General features: G+C 54.2%; 17 protein-coding genes and 1 other annotated feature. Of the genes, 1 reads left to right on the top strand and 16 read right to left on the bottom strand.

Going from position 1 to position 16,182, the window contains the following annotated elements:
• Window positions 1-113: 113 nt before the first annotated feature.
• Window positions 114-632, bottom strand: coding sequence for a deoxycytidylate deaminase (locus tag AC3RCL_RS08815; protein ID WP_009590851.1), 519 nt, complete (start codon window positions 630-632; stop codon window positions 114-116).
• A gap of 48 nt (window positions 633-680) precedes the next feature.
• Window positions 681-1,343: a ComEA family DNA-binding protein gene (locus AC3RCL_RS08810; protein WP_492535212.1), complete on the bottom strand. Its 663-nt coding sequence runs from the start codon at window positions 1,341-1,343 to the stop codon at window positions 681-683.
• A gap of 171 nt (window positions 1,344-1,514) precedes the next feature.
• On the opposite strand from AC3RCL_RS08810, the gene comER reads away from it, so the two are divergent.
• Window positions 1,515-2,357 carry a late competence protein ComER gene (comER, locus tag AC3RCL_RS08805; RefSeq protein WP_492535211.1) on the top strand — a complete coding sequence of 281 codons (843 nt, stop codon included), beginning with the start codon at window positions 1,515-1,517 and terminating at the stop codon, window positions 2,355-2,357.
• Here comER and leuS read toward each other — a convergent pair.
• From leuS to AC3RCL_RS08735, 14 genes are all read right to left on the bottom strand, one after another.
• Window positions 2,338-4,779 carry a leucine--tRNA ligase gene (gene leuS, locus AC3RCL_RS08800; protein ID WP_096773024.1) on the bottom strand — a complete coding sequence of 814 codons (2,442 nt, stop codon included), beginning with the start codon at window positions 4,777-4,779 and terminating at the stop codon, window positions 2,338-2,340. The two genes, comER and leuS, sit on opposite strands and share 20 nt — an antisense overlap.
• A gap of 89 nt (window positions 4,780-4,868) precedes the next feature.
• Window positions 4,869-5,129: a binding site (T-box leader), on the bottom strand.
• Window positions 5,130-5,169: 40 nt separating this feature from the next.
• The gene (locus AC3RCL_RS08795; RefSeq protein WP_096773023.1) at window positions 5,170-6,051 is read right to left on the bottom strand and encodes an AraC family transcriptional regulator; all 882 of its coding nucleotides are present in this window, start codon (window positions 6,049-6,051) and stop codon (window positions 5,170-5,172) included.
• 84 nt (window positions 6,052-6,135) lie between these two features.
• Entirely contained in the window at window positions 6,136-7,209 is a 1,074-nt protein-coding gene (locus AC3RCL_RS08790) for a Gfo/Idh/MocA family protein (protein WP_492535210.1), read from the bottom strand.
• Between the two features lie 24 nt (window positions 7,210-7,233).
• A complete protein-coding gene (locus AC3RCL_RS08785; protein WP_492535209.1) occupies window positions 7,234-8,403 on the bottom strand; it encodes a Gfo/Idh/MocA family protein in 1,170 nt (389 codons plus the stop codon).
• Window positions 8,404-8,428: 25 nt separating this feature from the next.
• The gene (locus AC3RCL_RS08780) at window positions 8,429-9,295 is read right to left on the bottom strand and encodes a sugar phosphate isomerase/epimerase family protein (RefSeq protein ID WP_492535208.1); all 867 of its coding nucleotides are present in this window, start codon (window positions 9,293-9,295) and stop codon (window positions 8,429-8,431) included.
• Between the two features lie 433 nt (window positions 9,296-9,728).
• Window positions 9,729-10,499, bottom strand: coding sequence for a class I SAM-dependent DNA methyltransferase (locus AC3RCL_RS08775; RefSeq protein ID WP_009589238.1), 771 nt, complete (start codon window positions 10,497-10,499; stop codon window positions 9,729-9,731).
• Window positions 10,500-10,540: 41 nt separating this feature from the next.
• The gene (locus tag AC3RCL_RS08770; protein WP_404564655.1) at window positions 10,541-11,443 is read right to left on the bottom strand and encodes a CvfB family protein; all 903 of its coding nucleotides are present in this window, start codon (window positions 11,441-11,443) and stop codon (window positions 10,541-10,543) included.
• Complete coding sequence (gene rsfS, locus AC3RCL_RS08765; RefSeq protein WP_009592160.1) at window positions 11,440-11,787, bottom strand: ribosome silencing factor; 348 nt, start codon at window positions 11,785-11,787, stop codon at window positions 11,440-11,442. Before rsfS ends, AC3RCL_RS08770 begins: the two co-directional genes overlap by 4 nt.
• Entirely contained in the window at window positions 11,784-12,362 is a 579-nt protein-coding gene (yqeK, locus tag AC3RCL_RS08760; RefSeq protein ID WP_492535207.1) for a bis(5'-nucleosyl)-tetraphosphatase (symmetrical) YqeK, read from the bottom strand. The genes rsfS and yqeK overlap by 4 nt, the downstream gene beginning before the upstream one ends.
• On the bottom strand, window positions 12,346-12,936 hold the full coding sequence (nadD, locus tag AC3RCL_RS08755) for a nicotinate-nucleotide adenylyltransferase (protein WP_090911900.1): 591 nt from the start codon (window positions 12,934-12,936) through the stop codon (window positions 12,346-12,348). Before nadD ends, yqeK begins: the two co-directional genes overlap by 17 nt.
• A gap of 64 nt (window positions 12,937-13,000) precedes the next feature.
• Window positions 13,001-13,291, bottom strand: coding sequence for a ribosome assembly RNA-binding protein YhbY (gene yhbY, locus AC3RCL_RS08750; RefSeq protein WP_009592173.1), 291 nt, complete (start codon window positions 13,289-13,291; stop codon window positions 13,001-13,003).
• A gap of 100 nt (window positions 13,292-13,391) precedes the next feature.
• A complete protein-coding gene (locus tag AC3RCL_RS08745; RefSeq protein WP_192569250.1) occupies window positions 13,392-14,258 on the bottom strand; it encodes a shikimate dehydrogenase in 867 nt (288 codons plus the stop codon).
• 53 nt (window positions 14,259-14,311) lie between these two features.
• Window positions 14,312-15,439, bottom strand: a complete 1,128-nt coding sequence (gene yqeH, locus AC3RCL_RS08740) for a ribosome biogenesis GTPase YqeH (protein ID WP_119849350.1) — start codon at window positions 15,437-15,439, stop codon at window positions 14,312-14,314.
• The gene (locus AC3RCL_RS08735; protein WP_015734156.1) at window positions 15,436-15,966 is read right to left on the bottom strand and encodes a YqeG family HAD IIIA-type phosphatase; all 531 of its coding nucleotides are present in this window, start codon (window positions 15,964-15,966) and stop codon (window positions 15,436-15,438) included. Before AC3RCL_RS08735 ends, yqeH begins: the two co-directional genes overlap by 4 nt.
• Window positions 15,967-16,182 lie beyond the last annotated feature (216 nt).

The raw sequence follows: 16,182 nt of genomic DNA, 5'->3' as shown, positions 1-16,182 counted from the left end.
ATGTATCCCCTTCTTGACGAAATAAAAAAAAGAACCCTTGCCTGCAAATCGCAGTCAAAGGTTCTTCCTCCATAACTTTCTATTCCTATCATTCGCAATCGTCAATGCATGATTTATTCCGCTACCGTCATCAAAGTTTCGCGCGGCGGCTCGTATGCTTCAAGCTGCCGAAACGAAATCCCCTTCTGTTCCATCATGCGGGACACCTTGCCGGAGTCCTTGGGATAAGGACGATGGAACACAACCTCGACAATGCCGCTGTTGGCAAGCATGTTCGCACAGGTCCAGCAAGGCTCGTCTGTCACGTACACCGTACTACCCTCCCTGTCGATCCGGTCCGTGAACAGCAGCAGATTCTGCTCGGCATGAATCGTGCGGATGCAGCGCTGCTTCTTCACCATGCTTTCCTTGCCGTCCTGCACGACCAATTCATAATCCTCCGCGATCATACAACCTGCTTCCGAGCAATCCGGCACCCCCATCGGCGCGCCGTTATAAGCCGTCCCGAGCAGCTTCTTGCCCTGCACCAGCACCGCTCCCACATGACGCCGAGGGCATTGAGAACGGGTAGATACCATAAAGGCAATATCCATGAAATAAGTATCCCAATCTTTACGTTGATCTGCACTCATCATCTGTCACCTGTTCCTTGTCAATATCTCCTTTATTGTAGCACATAGCTAAAGTCCTACGTAAGGCTTCATCTTCTCCAGCATTTTGGGCCCGATGCCCTTTACGTTCATCAAGTCGGCCTGAGTTCGAAACGGGCCGAACTGATTCCGGTAATCGATAATCGCCTTGGCCTTGGCCTCGCCAATGCCGGGCAGCTCCATCAGCGTGGCTGCATCCGCCGTATTCACATTGATCAATCCGGACGGATCCGGAATGGACGGCGGCAGCGCTGGAGGTTCATTGGCAGAGACCGGTTGACCGACAGCCTCCGGCGGGGATGAAGCCGGCGAAACGGCTGCCTGATCAGAAGCTGAAGATGGTGAGGCTTCCGCTCCTTGGCCGTTCCCGGCCGCAGCAGCCGAGTCCAGACTTGGCACCGGTTCCTTCGCGTTCGTAGCGGGCTCGCCTTGTCCACCCTGAGCGGTCTTTGCAGCATCAGCAGAATCCGTTCGAGCGTCAGCAGGGGCTGCAGCCCCTCCCGCATCCTTATCCCGGGAATCGGAAGCAAGCGCCTTCGCACTGGCGCTCTCCTCCATGGTCATGACTTGCTCCAGCTGTTCGTTTAACGGCTGCCAGCCCTCGATTCCCTGTTCCGTACCGCCGGCAAACAAGATGAGTCCGCAGCCCGCAAGCGTTGCGGCAAGACTCCAACCTAAAGATATCCGTTTCATCCAAGACCTCTCCTTAACTTCAAAGTTCAATTCGTACAAACTCTGGAATAATCTTCGGCTTCCCCACCGGAATCGCATGAAAAACCGTCATGAATCGGCATCTTCCCCGCATACATTAGACGTAAGGACGGTACATTTCTGCCGTAAAGCGCGAAAGGAGGGAACATACACATGAAGGTCGGTTTTATCGGTACGGGCAGCATGGGTAGTCTGTTGATCGATGCCTTCATTCAATCGGGCGCACTCCTGCCTGAGCAGATTCGGGTCAGCAACCGAAGCCCAGAAAAGCCGCTGCAGCTGGCAAAACGTCATCCCGGTCTGACGGTATGCAGCTGTAACACGGAGACGGCTTCTCAAAGCGACCTGCTATTTTTATGTATCAAGCCGTTGGAATTCAAAGCGGTCATCGGCGAAATCAAGGATCGGCTCGAAACCCAGCAAATCGCCATATCCATCACAAGTCCGGTCCAACTGATCCATCTGGAATCATCGCTGCCCTGCAAGGTAGCGAAAATCATACCGAGCATCACTAACATCACCGGAGGCGGAGCATCGTTATGCATGTATGGTTCCCGAATAAAAGAAGAAGACAGGCAGCTTATAGAAAGCCTCCTGTCTTATATCAGCAGGCCGCTCAATATACTGGAATCGCACACGCGAATCACTTCCGATTTCTCCAGCTGCGGGCCTGCTTTTTTAAGTTTATTCATGGAAAAATGGATCGACGCTGCCGTTGAAATGACCGGAATCGACCGCAGGTCCCTCAATGCACTAGCCGGCGAAATGCTGCTTGGCACCGGCAAGCTGCTAACGGAGGAGGGCTTCTCCCCCGAAGAGCTGCAAAAGCGGGTGGCGGTTCCCGGAGGCATCACGGCCCAGGCTCTGGCACTGCTGGAATCGAACCTGAACGGGTTGTTCTACCAATTGATCCAAACCACACACGACAAGTATGAGGAGGATTTGGCCAAACTGGATGCTGCCTTCGGTTTTACGATTAACCGGCCACGATATTGACCAGTTTACCCGGTACGGCAATGATTTTGCGAATACTCTTGCCTTCCAGCGCCTGCTTGACATTTGGAAGGGAGAGGCTATGTTGTTGCATGGCTTCTTGGTCCATGTCTTTCGCGATTTTGGCGCGTTCCACGATTTTGCCGTTGACTTGCACCACGATCTCGACTTCTGCCTCTACGGTCCAAGCCTCGTCAAACTCAGGCCATGGCACGTAAGTTACGCTCTCCGTGTAGCCTAAACGGCTCCACAGCTCTTCAGCCAGGTGAGGGGCAAGCGGGGAAAGCAGTTGGACGAAGTTCTCCATCGCCTTGCGAGGAAGCACTTCGCTCTTGTACCCCTCGTTGATGAATATCATCAACTGGCTGATCGCTGTGTTAAAGCGCAGATGCTCAAAGTCGTCGGTCACTTTCTTAATCGTTTTGTGCAGCGTGCGTTTGAATTCGTCCGTACCCTCGCCATCCACGATTTTAGGATTCAATTGACCGTCGTCTCCGATGAACAGACGCCATACGCGGGAAAGGAAGCGGTGCGTTCCTTCAACGCCGTTGGTGTTCCATGGCTTCGTCGCTTCCAGCGGCCCCATGAACATTTCGTATACGCGCAGCGTGTCAGCGCCATACTCGTTCACGATATCGTCCGGATTGATGACGTTGCCGCGGGATTTACTCATTTTCTCATTGTTGTTCCCCAGGATCATGCCCTGATTGACCAGCTTCTGGAAAGGCTCCTTCGTATCGACGACGCCCAGGTCATACAATACTTTGTGCCAGAAGCGCGCATACAGCAAGTGCAGCACAGCATGCTCCACGCCGCCGATGTACAGGTCAACAGGCAGCCATTCCTTCTGTTTCTCCTTGGAGCACAGTTCGTTATGGTTATCCGGATCGATGTAACGCAGGTAGTACCAGCAGCTGCCGGCCCATTGCGGCATCGTATTGGTTTCGCGGCGGGCTTTCATGCCCGTTTCGGGATCAACCGTCTCCACCCACTCCGTCACGTTGGCCAGCGGCGATTCGCCGGTTCCGGACGGTTTAATCTGGTCTACATCCGGCAGAAGCAATGGAAGCTGATCTTCCGGCACGGTCTTCATCGTTCCGTCTTCCAGATGCAGAATCGGAATCGGCTCGCCCCAATAGCGTTGACGGCTGAACAGCCAGTCGCGCAGACGGTAGGTTACCTTCTTCTTGCCCTTGCCCTCTTTCTCCAGCCATTCATTCATCGCCTGAATAGCCTCTTCATTATCCAGCCCGTTCAGGAAGCCGGAATTCACGTGCGCGCCGGTGCCGGTATATGCTTCCTCCTCGACGTTTCCGCCTTGAACGACTTCAATGATCGGAAGACCGAATTGCTTCGCAAACTCCCAGTCCCGGCTGTCATGTCCCGGAACCGCCATAATGGCACCGGTGCCGTAGCCGGCAAGCACGTAATCCGCGATCCAGATCGGTACCTTGGCGCCGTTTACCGGATTGACGGCATACGCGCCCGTGAATACGCCGGTTTTATCCTTGGCCAGATCCGTCCGCTCCAGGTCGCTTTTACGTGCTGCCTGATCCTGATAAGCCTTCACCGCTTCGCGCTGATCGGCTGTCGCAATTTTGTCCACGAGGTCATGCTCCGGTGCCAGGACGCAGTAGCTTGCCCCGAACAGCGTATCCGGACGAGTGGTGAACACCTCCAGATGACCATCATACCCTTCGATGTCAAAACGGACCTCGGCGCCCGTGGATTTGCCGATCCAGTTGCGCTGCATATCCTTCAAGCTTTCGCTCCAGTCCAGCTCGTCCAGATCCTCCAGCAGGCGATCCGCATATTCGGTAATGCGCAGGATCCATTGGCGCATCGGCTTGCGTACGACCGGATGGCCTCCGCGTTCGCTCTTGCCGTCGATGACCTCCTCGTTCGCCAGCACGGTGCCGAGCGCTTCGCACCAGTTCACCGGAACCTCGGCCACATAGGCCAAGCCGCGTTTATAGAGCTGGATAAAGATCCACTGCGTCCATTTGTAATATTCCGGATCGGTGGTGCTGATCTCGCGGTCCCAGTCATACGAGAACCCGAGGGATTTGATCTGGCGGCGGAACGTATCGATATTCTGCACGGTGAACTCCCGAGGATGTTTGCCCGTGTCCATCGCATACTGCTCTGCCGGCAGGCCGAAGGCGTCCCATCCCATCGGATGAAGCACGTTGTATCCGCGCATCCGCTTGTAGCGGGACACGATGTCCGTTGCCGTGTATCCCTCCGGGTGACCTACGTGCAGGCCTGCGCCCGATGGGTACGGAAACATATCCAGCGCGTAAAATTTCGGTTTGGACGAGGAATCTTCCGTTTTAAAGGTTTTGTTCTCATCCCAGTATTGCTGCCACTTCGGTTCGATGGCCTGCGGCTGGTAGCCGTGGCCGGTTGGTTGATTGTCCGTCATACTTCATTGCTCCTCCTTCACAGTCGAGAGGCAAGGCCTGCGCCATTGCCCAAAAAAACAAAAAAACCTCATCATCCATAGCGTTGATCGCTAGGGACGAGAGGTTTGATTCCCGTGGTACCACCCTAGTTAGCCAAAGGCATGCTTTGCCTTTCGCTCCCTTTGCATCCTTATCGCGGATAAGACGACGATGCTTCATCGGCCGATTCTGCCGGAATACAGCCCTCCGACGGCCGGGTTAACACCATTGCTCCGAGGCGAGTTCATCCCTATCGTCAACCGGTTTTCACCAGACACCGGCTCTCTGCATGATCGAAATTGGAACGATTGATCCTCATCATCGCGTTCATATTACCGTTTTAATGTGGCTATTATACCCAAAAAGCGCGGTCAAGTCAACGAAAGCTCTTCTCCGCTTCTGCGGTAATGTTCCGGCGTGGTCCCGACCATGGCCTTGAACATCCGGCTGAAATGGGCCAAATGCTTGAAACCGGACGCCTGGCTGATCTCCGTTATGCTCAGATGGGGGTGGAGCCTAAGCATGATTTTGGCCTGGTTGATCCGCCGGTGATACACATATTTGAACACCGTCGTTCCGGTCACTTCCTTGAATAAGGAGGATAAGTAGTGTTTCGTGATATGCATGTCGCGGGCGATTCCCTCCAGCGTCAAATCCAGCATATAATTTTCCTCGACAAACGAGACGACATGCTGGACATGCCGCTCCTTCTCCGAGATCGAGTCGTGATCCTGCACGGCGGCCTGGCACCAATCGGCGATGACGTACATCATCTCCTGGATTCGAAGGGTCATCCGCTCCTGGCGAAAGCCGGCCGTGGAGGACGACAGGCGGTGTATATCGGCCAGCATCCCTTCGAATTCTTCCCGGTTCTCCCCCGTCAGCGTCATGCGATGATTCCGCAGCGTTTCGAAGGGGTCCAGCAATATCGATTTGGCCGTCTCCGAAAGCCCCCTGCAGACCCAGGCCGGATCAAAATGCAAAATGCTCCTGACATATCTGGAATCGGGTTCAACGTTCGGACAGTGCAGCGTAAGCCCGTTCATCAGGAGCAGATCCCCCGGTTTCAGGGTGAACACGGAATCGCCGATCAAATACGTGCAGCGTCCCTCATGGAAATAATAAATTTCATAAAAAGCATGCGAGTGAAACCGCCCTCCCGACAGCGGCTGTTCATTGTAGTAGGTCAGATCGAACGGCGCTTGAAGCTGCATGCGGTCAAAGCCTGGCATCATATCGACAGATGAGGTCATTTAGAGAATCGCCCCTTTAGCGATTTTGGAGTCGTCTAACCCCCAACCCTCAACGTAACGGGGTTTTCTCTATTATAAATGATTTTAGGGAATACGCACGGCTTCATTTTGGGCAATCACGCACAATTCTCCGGCCTTGAAGGCATGCTCCTGGGACATGGCATGTTCCGTGCGTTCCAGGCAGTCCAGGATAAGCTCCCCGAAAAACGGATAGCCCACTTTCCCCTGGAGTTCCATATGAAACTCTCCTTCACCGTTAACCAAGTACAGATGATCCCCCTGCGGATGCCTTGCGATATCGATGTATTTGCGAAGCTCGATGTATCCTTCCGTTCCCAGAATAAAGGTTCTGCCATCTCCCCAAGTGCCAAGTCCTCCGGGCGTCAGCCAATCGACGCGGAAATAATTGGTGGCTCCATTGTCTCCCACCAGCGTTGCATCTCCGAAATCCTCCAGCTCGGGGTATTCCGGATTCGCATAATTGCCCACCTTGCTGCTGAGCACCTTGGCATCGCGGCATCCCGCATAAAACAAAAATTGTTCGATCTGGTGGGAGCCGATGTCACACAGGATGCCCCCGTACTGTTGATGACGGAAAAACCAGTCCGGGCGGGAGGACGCATTCAAACGGTGCGGTCCGGTTCCCATCACTTGCACCACTCGCCCGATCGCCCCGTCCTGAATCAGCTTCCCGGCATGGACGGCACTCTCCACATGCAGCCGTTCACTGTAATAGACCATGTATTTCTTGCCCGTCTCCGCGGCTTTCGCGCGTGCAGCGTTCACCTGCTCCAGCGTGGTGAACGGCGTTTTATCCGTGAAATAATCCTTGCCGTGCGACATGACCTTCAGGCCAAGCTCGCATCTCTCCGAAGGAATGGCGGCAGCCGCCACCAGTTGAACTTCGGTATCTTCCAGCACCTGGGCCTCGGAGGAAGCCACGGCAACCTCCGGGTATGCCTTGCAAAAAGCAGCAACCTTGGCGGGGTCTGAGTCATACACCCACTTCAGCGTCGCCCCGGCCTCAATCAAGCCGTTGCACATGCCGTATATATGGCCATGCTCCAGCGACATGGCTGCAAAAATAAATTCTCCGGGCTTGCACACCGGCTGGGCCTTGCCCACCGGCGCATAGAGCATTCCATTGCTGCGGTCCATACCAAGAGCCTCCCCGATTGTAATTTAATAAGCGCCAAACGTCTTGCTCATATCCACCGGCCCGATCTCCTTGACCGTTTTCCGGGTGGACGAATTCGCTATCCGTTCTTGCAGCATCTCGTAATACAGATCTTCGTCCAACGGCAGGTCGACCCAATTGTCGGTCCAGGTGGACAAATGCATGGCATTGGACAGGGTCAATCCGTGGATTCCCTCTTCGCCCGGCGCAATCAATGGCGTTCCGTGCAAAATGGCGTCCGCAAAGTTCTGGATGATGCCGTTATGCTGCGGATTGTCCCCCGAAATCGGCACCTCGCATTTCCAGCATTCCGGTTCGCCGAAGCCCCCGGTATACTGATGATTGAACTCCGGTTCAGGCACCCGGAGACGCCAGAAGGTAAGCTTGCCGTCCTCGATGACGATTTTACCGCGGTCTCCCGTCACTTCATACCGATTCGTGCCCGGCGCTTCCCCCGTTGTCGTAATGAAGACGGCCGTGGCGCCGTTCTCGTATTCCGCATAAGCCGTCACGTCGTCTTCCACTTCAATGTTCCGGTACTTGCCGAACGAACAAAATGCGCGGATTCTTTTCGGCATCATGCCGGTTGTCCACTGCCACAGATCCAGCTGGTGCGGAGATTGGTTAATCAGGACGCCTCCGCCTTCTCCCGCCCAAGTCGCGCGCCATCCGCCTGAATCGTAATAACTCTGTGAGCGGTACCAATTCGTGACGATCCAATTCATTCGCCGCACTTCGCCGAGCTCGCCGGCCGCGATGAGCTCTCTAAGCTTTTTATACAGCGGATTGCAGCGCTGATTGTACATGATCGAGAACACTTTGCCGCTGGCTTCGGCCGCGCGGTTCATTTCCCGCACCTGCTTCGTATACACGCCCGCCGGCTTCTCAATCAGGACGTGGAGTCCTTTGTTCAGACACGCGATGGCCACTTGAGGATGGGCATAATGGGGCGTTGCGATAATCACCGCATCGATCTCTCCCGAAGAGATCATAGCGTCCGTGTCACTCCAAATTTTCACGTCCGAAGGGAGCGTAGCCCTCGCTTCTTCCTGCTTGGCCGGGTTGAGGTCGCATATGGCGCTAAGCCGCGCCCCCGCAATCCGCCCCGCGGCAAGCGATTTGGCATGCGAAAAACCCATCCCCAGTCCGATAACCCCTACTCTTACCTGTTCCATATCTATCGCCTCCTTCATAAGTGTCCTATACGCTTTGTTTATGGTCTGCCCACATGTTCATCTGCTCGGCAAAACGAAGCAGCAACTCCCTGGATTCAAACGTCCCGCTAAAATCCTCGATTCCGTAGTAACCTTCATAGCCGACCGACTGCAAATCCTGTATGACCTGCTTCCATGGGACGGCCCCTTGGTCAAGCGAGACCCATTCTCCGGACCAGGATGCCGAGCTTCCATCCTTCGAAGGCGTTTTTCGATATCCCCCGTTCTTCACATGGACATGAGCCAGGTAGGGACCGAGAAGCTCCAAGCCCATCCGGTAGTTCTCGTAACCTTCATGGACCATGTTGCCCGGATCATACAGCACGCCGATATGCTGCGGATTGAAGTGGGATACGAGCCGGTGCGTCAGTCCGGCGCTCGGAGTGATCGTAAGATGATGGGTTTCCACCACGGCTTTAACCCCGTAAGCGGCAGCGAGATCCTGCACCTCATGGAGGTAACGGACCGCCTGGTCGTACAGCTCGTTGTAATTGCGCGTTCGGTCATATCCCGGAATCCCAACGCGAATGAAAGAGGCTCCGACCAGCTTGGCCGCTTGCATGACCTTCTCCGTCGCTTCCACGTCGCCGCAGGTCAGATAAGGAACGACCGCAAGACTGCGCCGGCCATGCTTGTCGGCTGCTTGCTTAAATCTGAGCCAATCTTCCTGCGTGCCGTTTGGATCGATGGAGCAGCGGTTATGCCGCCAGAAGGAAGGCTTCTCTCCGGCAGCCTCTTCCGGAATCTCCTTGAAGCGCCACTCGATCCCTTCGATACCGGCATCCGCCGCCGCTTGGGCCAATTCCTCCGGCAGTAAATCAGGGGTGGCGACCGTAAATACGGACAGTTTCATAATCATTCATCCTCTCTCGACCAAATTTATTAGCTTATGCATCATTTGACCAACGTTGAACTCATATGATGTCATTCAGTGCGTTCCGGATGGTTAAAAGCCTCCCGAAAGATAGCGCTCTCATATCTGATGATCCTATCTATCCCCCATCGTAGCACAGTACCGAAAGCAAACCCATATCCCTTCCCATGAACCTTAACCACAGTCAAATAAAGCCGAAAAGAAATGTCTTTGAATATAATGCAGCTCCCGTTGATACAAGCACAGTGTCCATCGACGTGTTTCCCTTGAGAAAGACCGCGATGAGCCGTCGCATCCATAGCGATTTTTGAAGAGGCCCGGACTCGAAGTTTAGGCACTCTTATATAACCAAAAAAGGCACCTCCTCCGTCCTGAATAGACGAAGAAGCGTGCCTTCTCATAGGGTATTCGTTTATTTTACGGCAACGTAGAACAGCCTGGATGCATCCTGACCCGCTTCCGTCCACTCAAAATCGGCATAGCATTTCACGTCCCGGAATCCGGCCTTAATCAGCTCAACCTTCATCCATTCCGGGTCGTATCCCCGCTGGACATGCGTTTCTTCAAAGCGGCGGTAGATCGTTCGGTCTTGGTCATCCCGTGCAAAAATGGAGAGATGGTGTTCAATCTCCATCCTGCGTTCGTCCAGGTCGCATGTCCATATATAGGACACTTCCCGTTCATCCAGAACAAATGGCTGCTCTTCGTCGTATCGCAGCAGCGTATTGGGGTGATGCACGTCAAACAGGAACGTGCCGCCTTCCTTGAGACCGTTGTAGGTCCTTGCAAAAGCGGAGCGGATGTCCTTCTCCTCCAGCAGGTAGTTCACACAATCACAAAATGAAATGACGGAATCCACCTGCTCGGGCAGCTCCCAGGAACGCATGTCCTGCTGCACCCAGCGGACGCTCCCTTCCCGGAACAAGCGATGTCCCTGAGGCGTGCCCTCCAGCTTGCGCCTGGCAACCGACAGCATATCCGCTGACAGGTCAATCCCCGTTACTTCAAAACCGGAGTTGACGAGCGGTATGGTGATGCTGCCTGTCCCGCATCCGAGCTCGACGACGCTTTTTGGCATTCCGTGCTTCTCCCAGGCGGTTCTCGCAAAGCGGATCCAGTCCGGGTACGGCATGTCTTCCATGAGTTGATCATATACGTAAGCAAACTTGCGGTAAGACAACATGATGACACCACTTTCTTAGAAGCTTCCCCTGCGTTGCCGGGTTATTCGTTTGAACCGGAGTTCTCCTCTTTTTTGACCATATAAGTCCAGCTATCCTTCTGCGTAACCAGGCCTTCCTTCATCAGCTTGCCAAGGGCGCGTTTAAAGGCGGATTTGCTGATGCCGAAACGCTGCTTGATGATGTCGGGCGGCGTTTCATCCGAATACGGCATCGCATGGCCGGGACGCTCCTTCAGAAAAGCCAGCAGCCGGTCTGCATCATCGGTCCGTCCGATCTCTTTTTGCGGAACCATGGACAGGTTGACCCTGCCATCCTCCCGGATATGGCTGACCCGAACCTTTACCTCTTCGCCAAGACGCAGCATCCGCGTCCGTTCCGAGGAATGGATCATGCCGATCGCGCCGAAGCCGACCACGCCGCCGTCGATGATGACAAACGTGCCCATCTGGAGCGGTTTATACACCAGGGCAGTAAACCATTGGCCTTTCCACGAATCCGGCGCATGGAACGCAAGCGGAGCTAGCTCTTGTTCCCCGGCGAGTTTCGCTCGCAGCCGGCCTTGCTTATCATGCTCCATGATCACAAACACGTGGTCTCCCACTTGCGGGTGAAGCTCCCGCATCTCCGGCAATTCCCGGATCGGAAGCAACAGCTGCCTGCCAAGTCCCATCTCAAGGAAACAGCCGAGGCGCGGATGGACGTCAGCCACTTCAAGCTTCGCCGTTTCGCCCAGCGTTAGGTACGGCTTCTTCATCGTTGCGGCCAGGCGGTCTTCCGTATCGAAGAATATAAAGACCTCTATCGTATCCCCCGGCTCGATTTTACCCGTAAGCTCCGAATAGTGAAGAAGCACATCCCGATCTCCGCCATCCAGAAAATAACCGTAAGGGGACACTTCCCTGGATACAACGAGTTTCGTTAATGTGCCGGCAATCAGACTCATACGTTCTCCACCACTTTGGCATCCGACCACAGACGCTCGATGTTGTAGTATTCCCGCTCATCGCGGTGAAAAATATGAACGATCACGTCGCCAAGGTCCATCAGCACCCAACGGGCAGCATCCATTCCTTCCAGTCCGCGCAATGCCACGCCCTCGTCGTGAGCCCGTTTGCGGACCTCGGTTGCGATCGCTTGAACCTGGGTATCCGAGTTACCGTGGCAAATGACAAAATAGTCGGCGATCAGGGAAATCCCTCTGAGATCCAGGACCACGATATCCATCGCTTTTTTATCTTCAGCGGCAGCTACTGCCACATTTAACAATTCATTCGGTTTCAACGTCATGAATTCGCCTCCAATTGCTTAATTAGATCGTTGCGGGCTAGCACCGTCAACGGAAAAATGATTTGTCTGCGCGAGAGCAGATATCCAATCGTCGAATCAAAACCGGCTGCAAGCGCCTCTTCAAGGCTATGGTTGGCCAGTTCGCGAATATTATTCACGCCGGGGAAATCCCGCCCCGGTTCCATATAATCCGCCAGGCAGACCACCTTGTCAAGGAGCGTCATGCCGATGCGCCCCGACGTATGGTACCGAATGGCGTCAAGCACTTCGCCATCCGTTACGCCATATTCGTGTTCCGCTACGAATGCCCCGACTTCAGCATGCCAAAGCTGTTTGTCATAATGGAGCAGCTCGTAGGAGAGCTTATGCTCCACCATCATCTGATGAAGCTTCTGCACGGGCCAGTATTTGGCCACATCATGCAGGATGGCGGCCAAGTCCGCCTTAACCGGGTCGGCTCCGAACCTGCCGGCAAGGATGACCGCGGTTTCCATGACGCCTTTGGTATGCTCCCAGCGCTTGGCCGGCATTTGGGAGGATACGGCTTCTATGAGCTCATCACGGCTGTAGTCCATAAATACCGCTCCTAACAATATAATCGTATACTCGGTCCGGCACCATATAACGGATGGACGAACCTGATGCCGCCCGGCTCCGAATGATGGTGGAGGAGATTTCGATCAGCGGCATCTCGGCCGTGACAACCGCCTTTTGCAGAAAATCAGGCAGATCATCCACCGATAGTTCGGTTCCGGGACGGTTAAGCCCGATAAAAGTCAGCATTTCCGCCAGTTCGCCGATCCGGTTCCACTTGGGAAGATACGCAACCATATCCGCACCGATAATGAAGTAGAAGTCATGCTCGGGGTACGCATCGCGCAGCTCTCTGACCGTATCTACCGTGTAGGAGACGCCGCCGCGTTTCACTTCCCAATCCAACGTGCGAAAAGACGGATGACCGGCTATGGCTTCAGCGGTCATCTCCAGCCTCATCAGGCCCGTTACGCCGGCATCTTCCTTATGCGGCGGGATGTGGCTTGGCATAAACCACACCTCTTCCAGATCGTAAGCGTCCCGCGCGCATTCGGCTGCGAGCATATGCCCGATATGAATGGGATCGAAGGTTCCTCCCATTATCCCCACCTTCATCCGGGTTCACCTCCCCTAATTAGAGAGTTATTAATATCCGCTAAGCTGGAGCCGTCCGGCCCCCCTACGGCAGTTCGATGGTTTTGTGGTCTTTCGATTCTTTATAAAGCACGATCGTCTTGCCGATCACCTGCACCAGCTCGGCTCCGGCTCCTTCAGCAAGCTCCTGGGCGATTTCGCGCGGGTCTTCAAGACAGTTGTTGAGCACGGATACCTTCATGAGTTCCCGCTTCTCGATCGCCTCGGAAATGTGACGGATCAGATGCTCGTTGCTGCCTCCCTTGCCTACCTGGAACAGCGGATCCAGATGATGGGCGAGCGAGCGTAAATGTCTTTTTTGCTTTCCTGTTAACATGCTTGGTCATTACTCCTTAAACATTCAATTATTAAAACCTGGCGCTTGTCGAAAGCTATATTGTAGCTTTTGCATAAGCATTAATCAATAAACAAAGATATTAAGACTCGGATTGGAAGCTGGTCAGAACGGCTTCCTTCATGGCCTGCACGGGTGCCGTCAGACCCGTCCAATATTCGAATGCATAGGCACCTTGATTAATGAACATTCCAAGCCCGCCGTGTATGGTGCATCGCCGAAGCTCCCCTTGCCGCAGCAGCTCGGTCTTCAACGGATTGTAGATCAAATCGCTGACAACGGTCCCTTCACGTATGGACTCCGACGGAATGGGAAGCTCCGAAACCCGGGGAAACATGCCCACCGAGGTCGTGTTAATGATTACATCGGCATCCGACAACGCCTCTCCGGCCTGTTCCTCTCCGTACCCTCTCAAGTCCGCAAGCGAGCTCCACTCCTCGGCAAGCGCTAATGCTTTGGCGGACGTCCGATTTACAATGGATATCTTCTCGGGCCCTTCGCCGATGAGGGCATAGATGATGCCTCTTGCGGCACCGCCCGCACCAATGACAACGATGCGCTTTCCCTTCAGGTCGGGACAGGCTTCATCCTTTAATGAACGAACATATCCGATGCCGTCCGTATTGTAACCCGTCAATTTGCCGTTGTCATTGACGATGGTGTTCACGGCACCGATGCGCTGCGCCCCTTCATCGACGACGTCCAAATACTTCATGACTTCCACCTTGTGCGGGATCGTTACGTTCACCCCTCGAAATCCCAGTGCTTTGACGGCCTGGATGGCGTCGCCCAGGCCCTGCGGACGAATATGAAGGGGGACGTACGCTCCTGACAAACCTAGGGCGTTAATCGCCGCATCATGCATGGCCGGCGATTTCGAGTGGCCGATCGGATCCCCCATTACGCCAAGGAGCAAATAATCACGCTCGTTCATTGGATTCACTTTCATTTCTCCTCTGCCTCTCCCATGATAGCCGGACGGTTACCATTGGGATATATCACTTATATCAGGGATGGACGCGACAAGACTTTGATACCTTTAGGTACATGAACCGCTACAAGCGCTCCCTGCTCACCGTTGATCTTGATCCAGCCGAGTCCCGAGATAAACACGTCTTGGCGCGCACCCTTAGGAATACGAATTTCGTGTCTCGTCCATTCCGGAAGCTCTTCAAGCCGTTCCTTGGTCGGCGGGGACAGCAGCTCCCCGGCATGCTCCGCAAATAGCGAATCCGCCCGTTCCAGCTTGGTCCGATGAATGCCGAGCCGGCCGCTGATGAAGCAAGTAAAGGATTGATGCTCCCCTTGCAGAAAATCAAAGCGGCCGAAACCTCCGAAGAAGAGGGTCTGCCCTTCGTTCAGCTGATATACCATCGGCTTCAGCGGATTCTCCGGCATGACCGTCCCCAGATCCTCACGGCTCACGAGCTCGCTGTAGCGCCATGGGTACACAATGCCGGGCGTATCAATAATATACCGGCCGTCATCCAGCGGAATATTGACCATATCGAGCGTCGTTCCGGGATAACGGGAAACGGTCAGCTCCTGGTCCAGATCGCTGTAGTCGCGGATCAGGCGATTGATCAAGCTGGATTTCCCCACGTTCGTGGCGCCGACTACATAGACATCCCGGTCGCCCCTGTAATGCGCAACCGTCTCCAGCAGCCGCTCAAAGCCTTGGTTCTTCTTCGCGCTGCAGAGCACGATGTCTTCCGTTCTCAGACCATGCTCCTTGCACTGCTTCTGCACCCAATTCAGAACCTTGTTCCAATTGGTCACCTTCGGCAGAAGATCGGTTTTGTTAACCGCCAGAATCACCGGATTGTTGCCGACAAACCGCTGCAGCCCTGAAATCAGGCTTCCTTCAAAATCGAAAAGATCCACGATGTGAATGACCAGCGCATTCTTGCCGCCGATCTGTCCAAGCAGCCGTAAAAATTCATCCTGGTCTACGGCGACCGAAGAAGCCTCGTTGTAATTCTTGATACGGAAACAGCGCTGGCAAATCACCGGATCGCGGTCCCAAGCCTTCTCCGGCAAATAGCCCGGCTTGTCCTGTGCAGCGCTCTGAAGCTGTATGCCGCAGCCGCTGCACTTCTTGATGTCATCTCCGCCTGTAGGCAACGTCATGATTTCGGTTCCTCCTCCATCCATAATCCTTTTTTGCGCAAACGGGTCAAGGCGATGCGTTCCACCCGACGATTGACGAGGCGGGTAAACCATCCTTCATCGTTGATGGCGATGGGCATAACCAGAACCGTATACAAGCCGAGCCGATTCCCGCCGTATACGTCGGTCAGCATCTGGTCGCCGACAACAACCGTTTTCTCCGGAGTGAGCTCCATCATGTTCATTGCTTTGCGAAACGGAGTATTGCTTGGCTTGCGGGCTTCATGCACATACTGGATGTCCAGCGGCGTCGCGAATTTAGATACGCGCTCGAGCTGATTATTCGATACGATGATGAGCTGGAAACCGATCTCCTTCACTCTTTTGAACCAAACGACCAATTCCGGCGTGGCAAGCGGCGCCTTGGCCCCAACAAGGGTATTGTCCAAATCGGTAATGATTCCACGATACCCCTGCTCATATAATTCCTCCAGGTTAATATCAAAAACCGTGTTGACACGGAGCTTTGGGATTAACATTTCAAACAAATTCGTCACCTCAATTTCATACGAAAAACTATACCATATTCCGGTTCCTTAGTAAAAATAATCACGGCCGGCGCCTTCCTTCTTTCCGGATTGCAATCTTTACCAGCAAAAGACCACCCGGCAGCCGTCGAAGCGGACCGGGCGGTCTTGAAATGACCGATATCAGAACGTATTCATATCAAGCTATCCTGATATCGCAAGAACAACCACTTGTGA

This window comes from Paenibacillus sp. MT86 (assembly GCF_058792535.1).
This window is presented reverse-complemented; position numbering and strand designations above follow the sequence as displayed.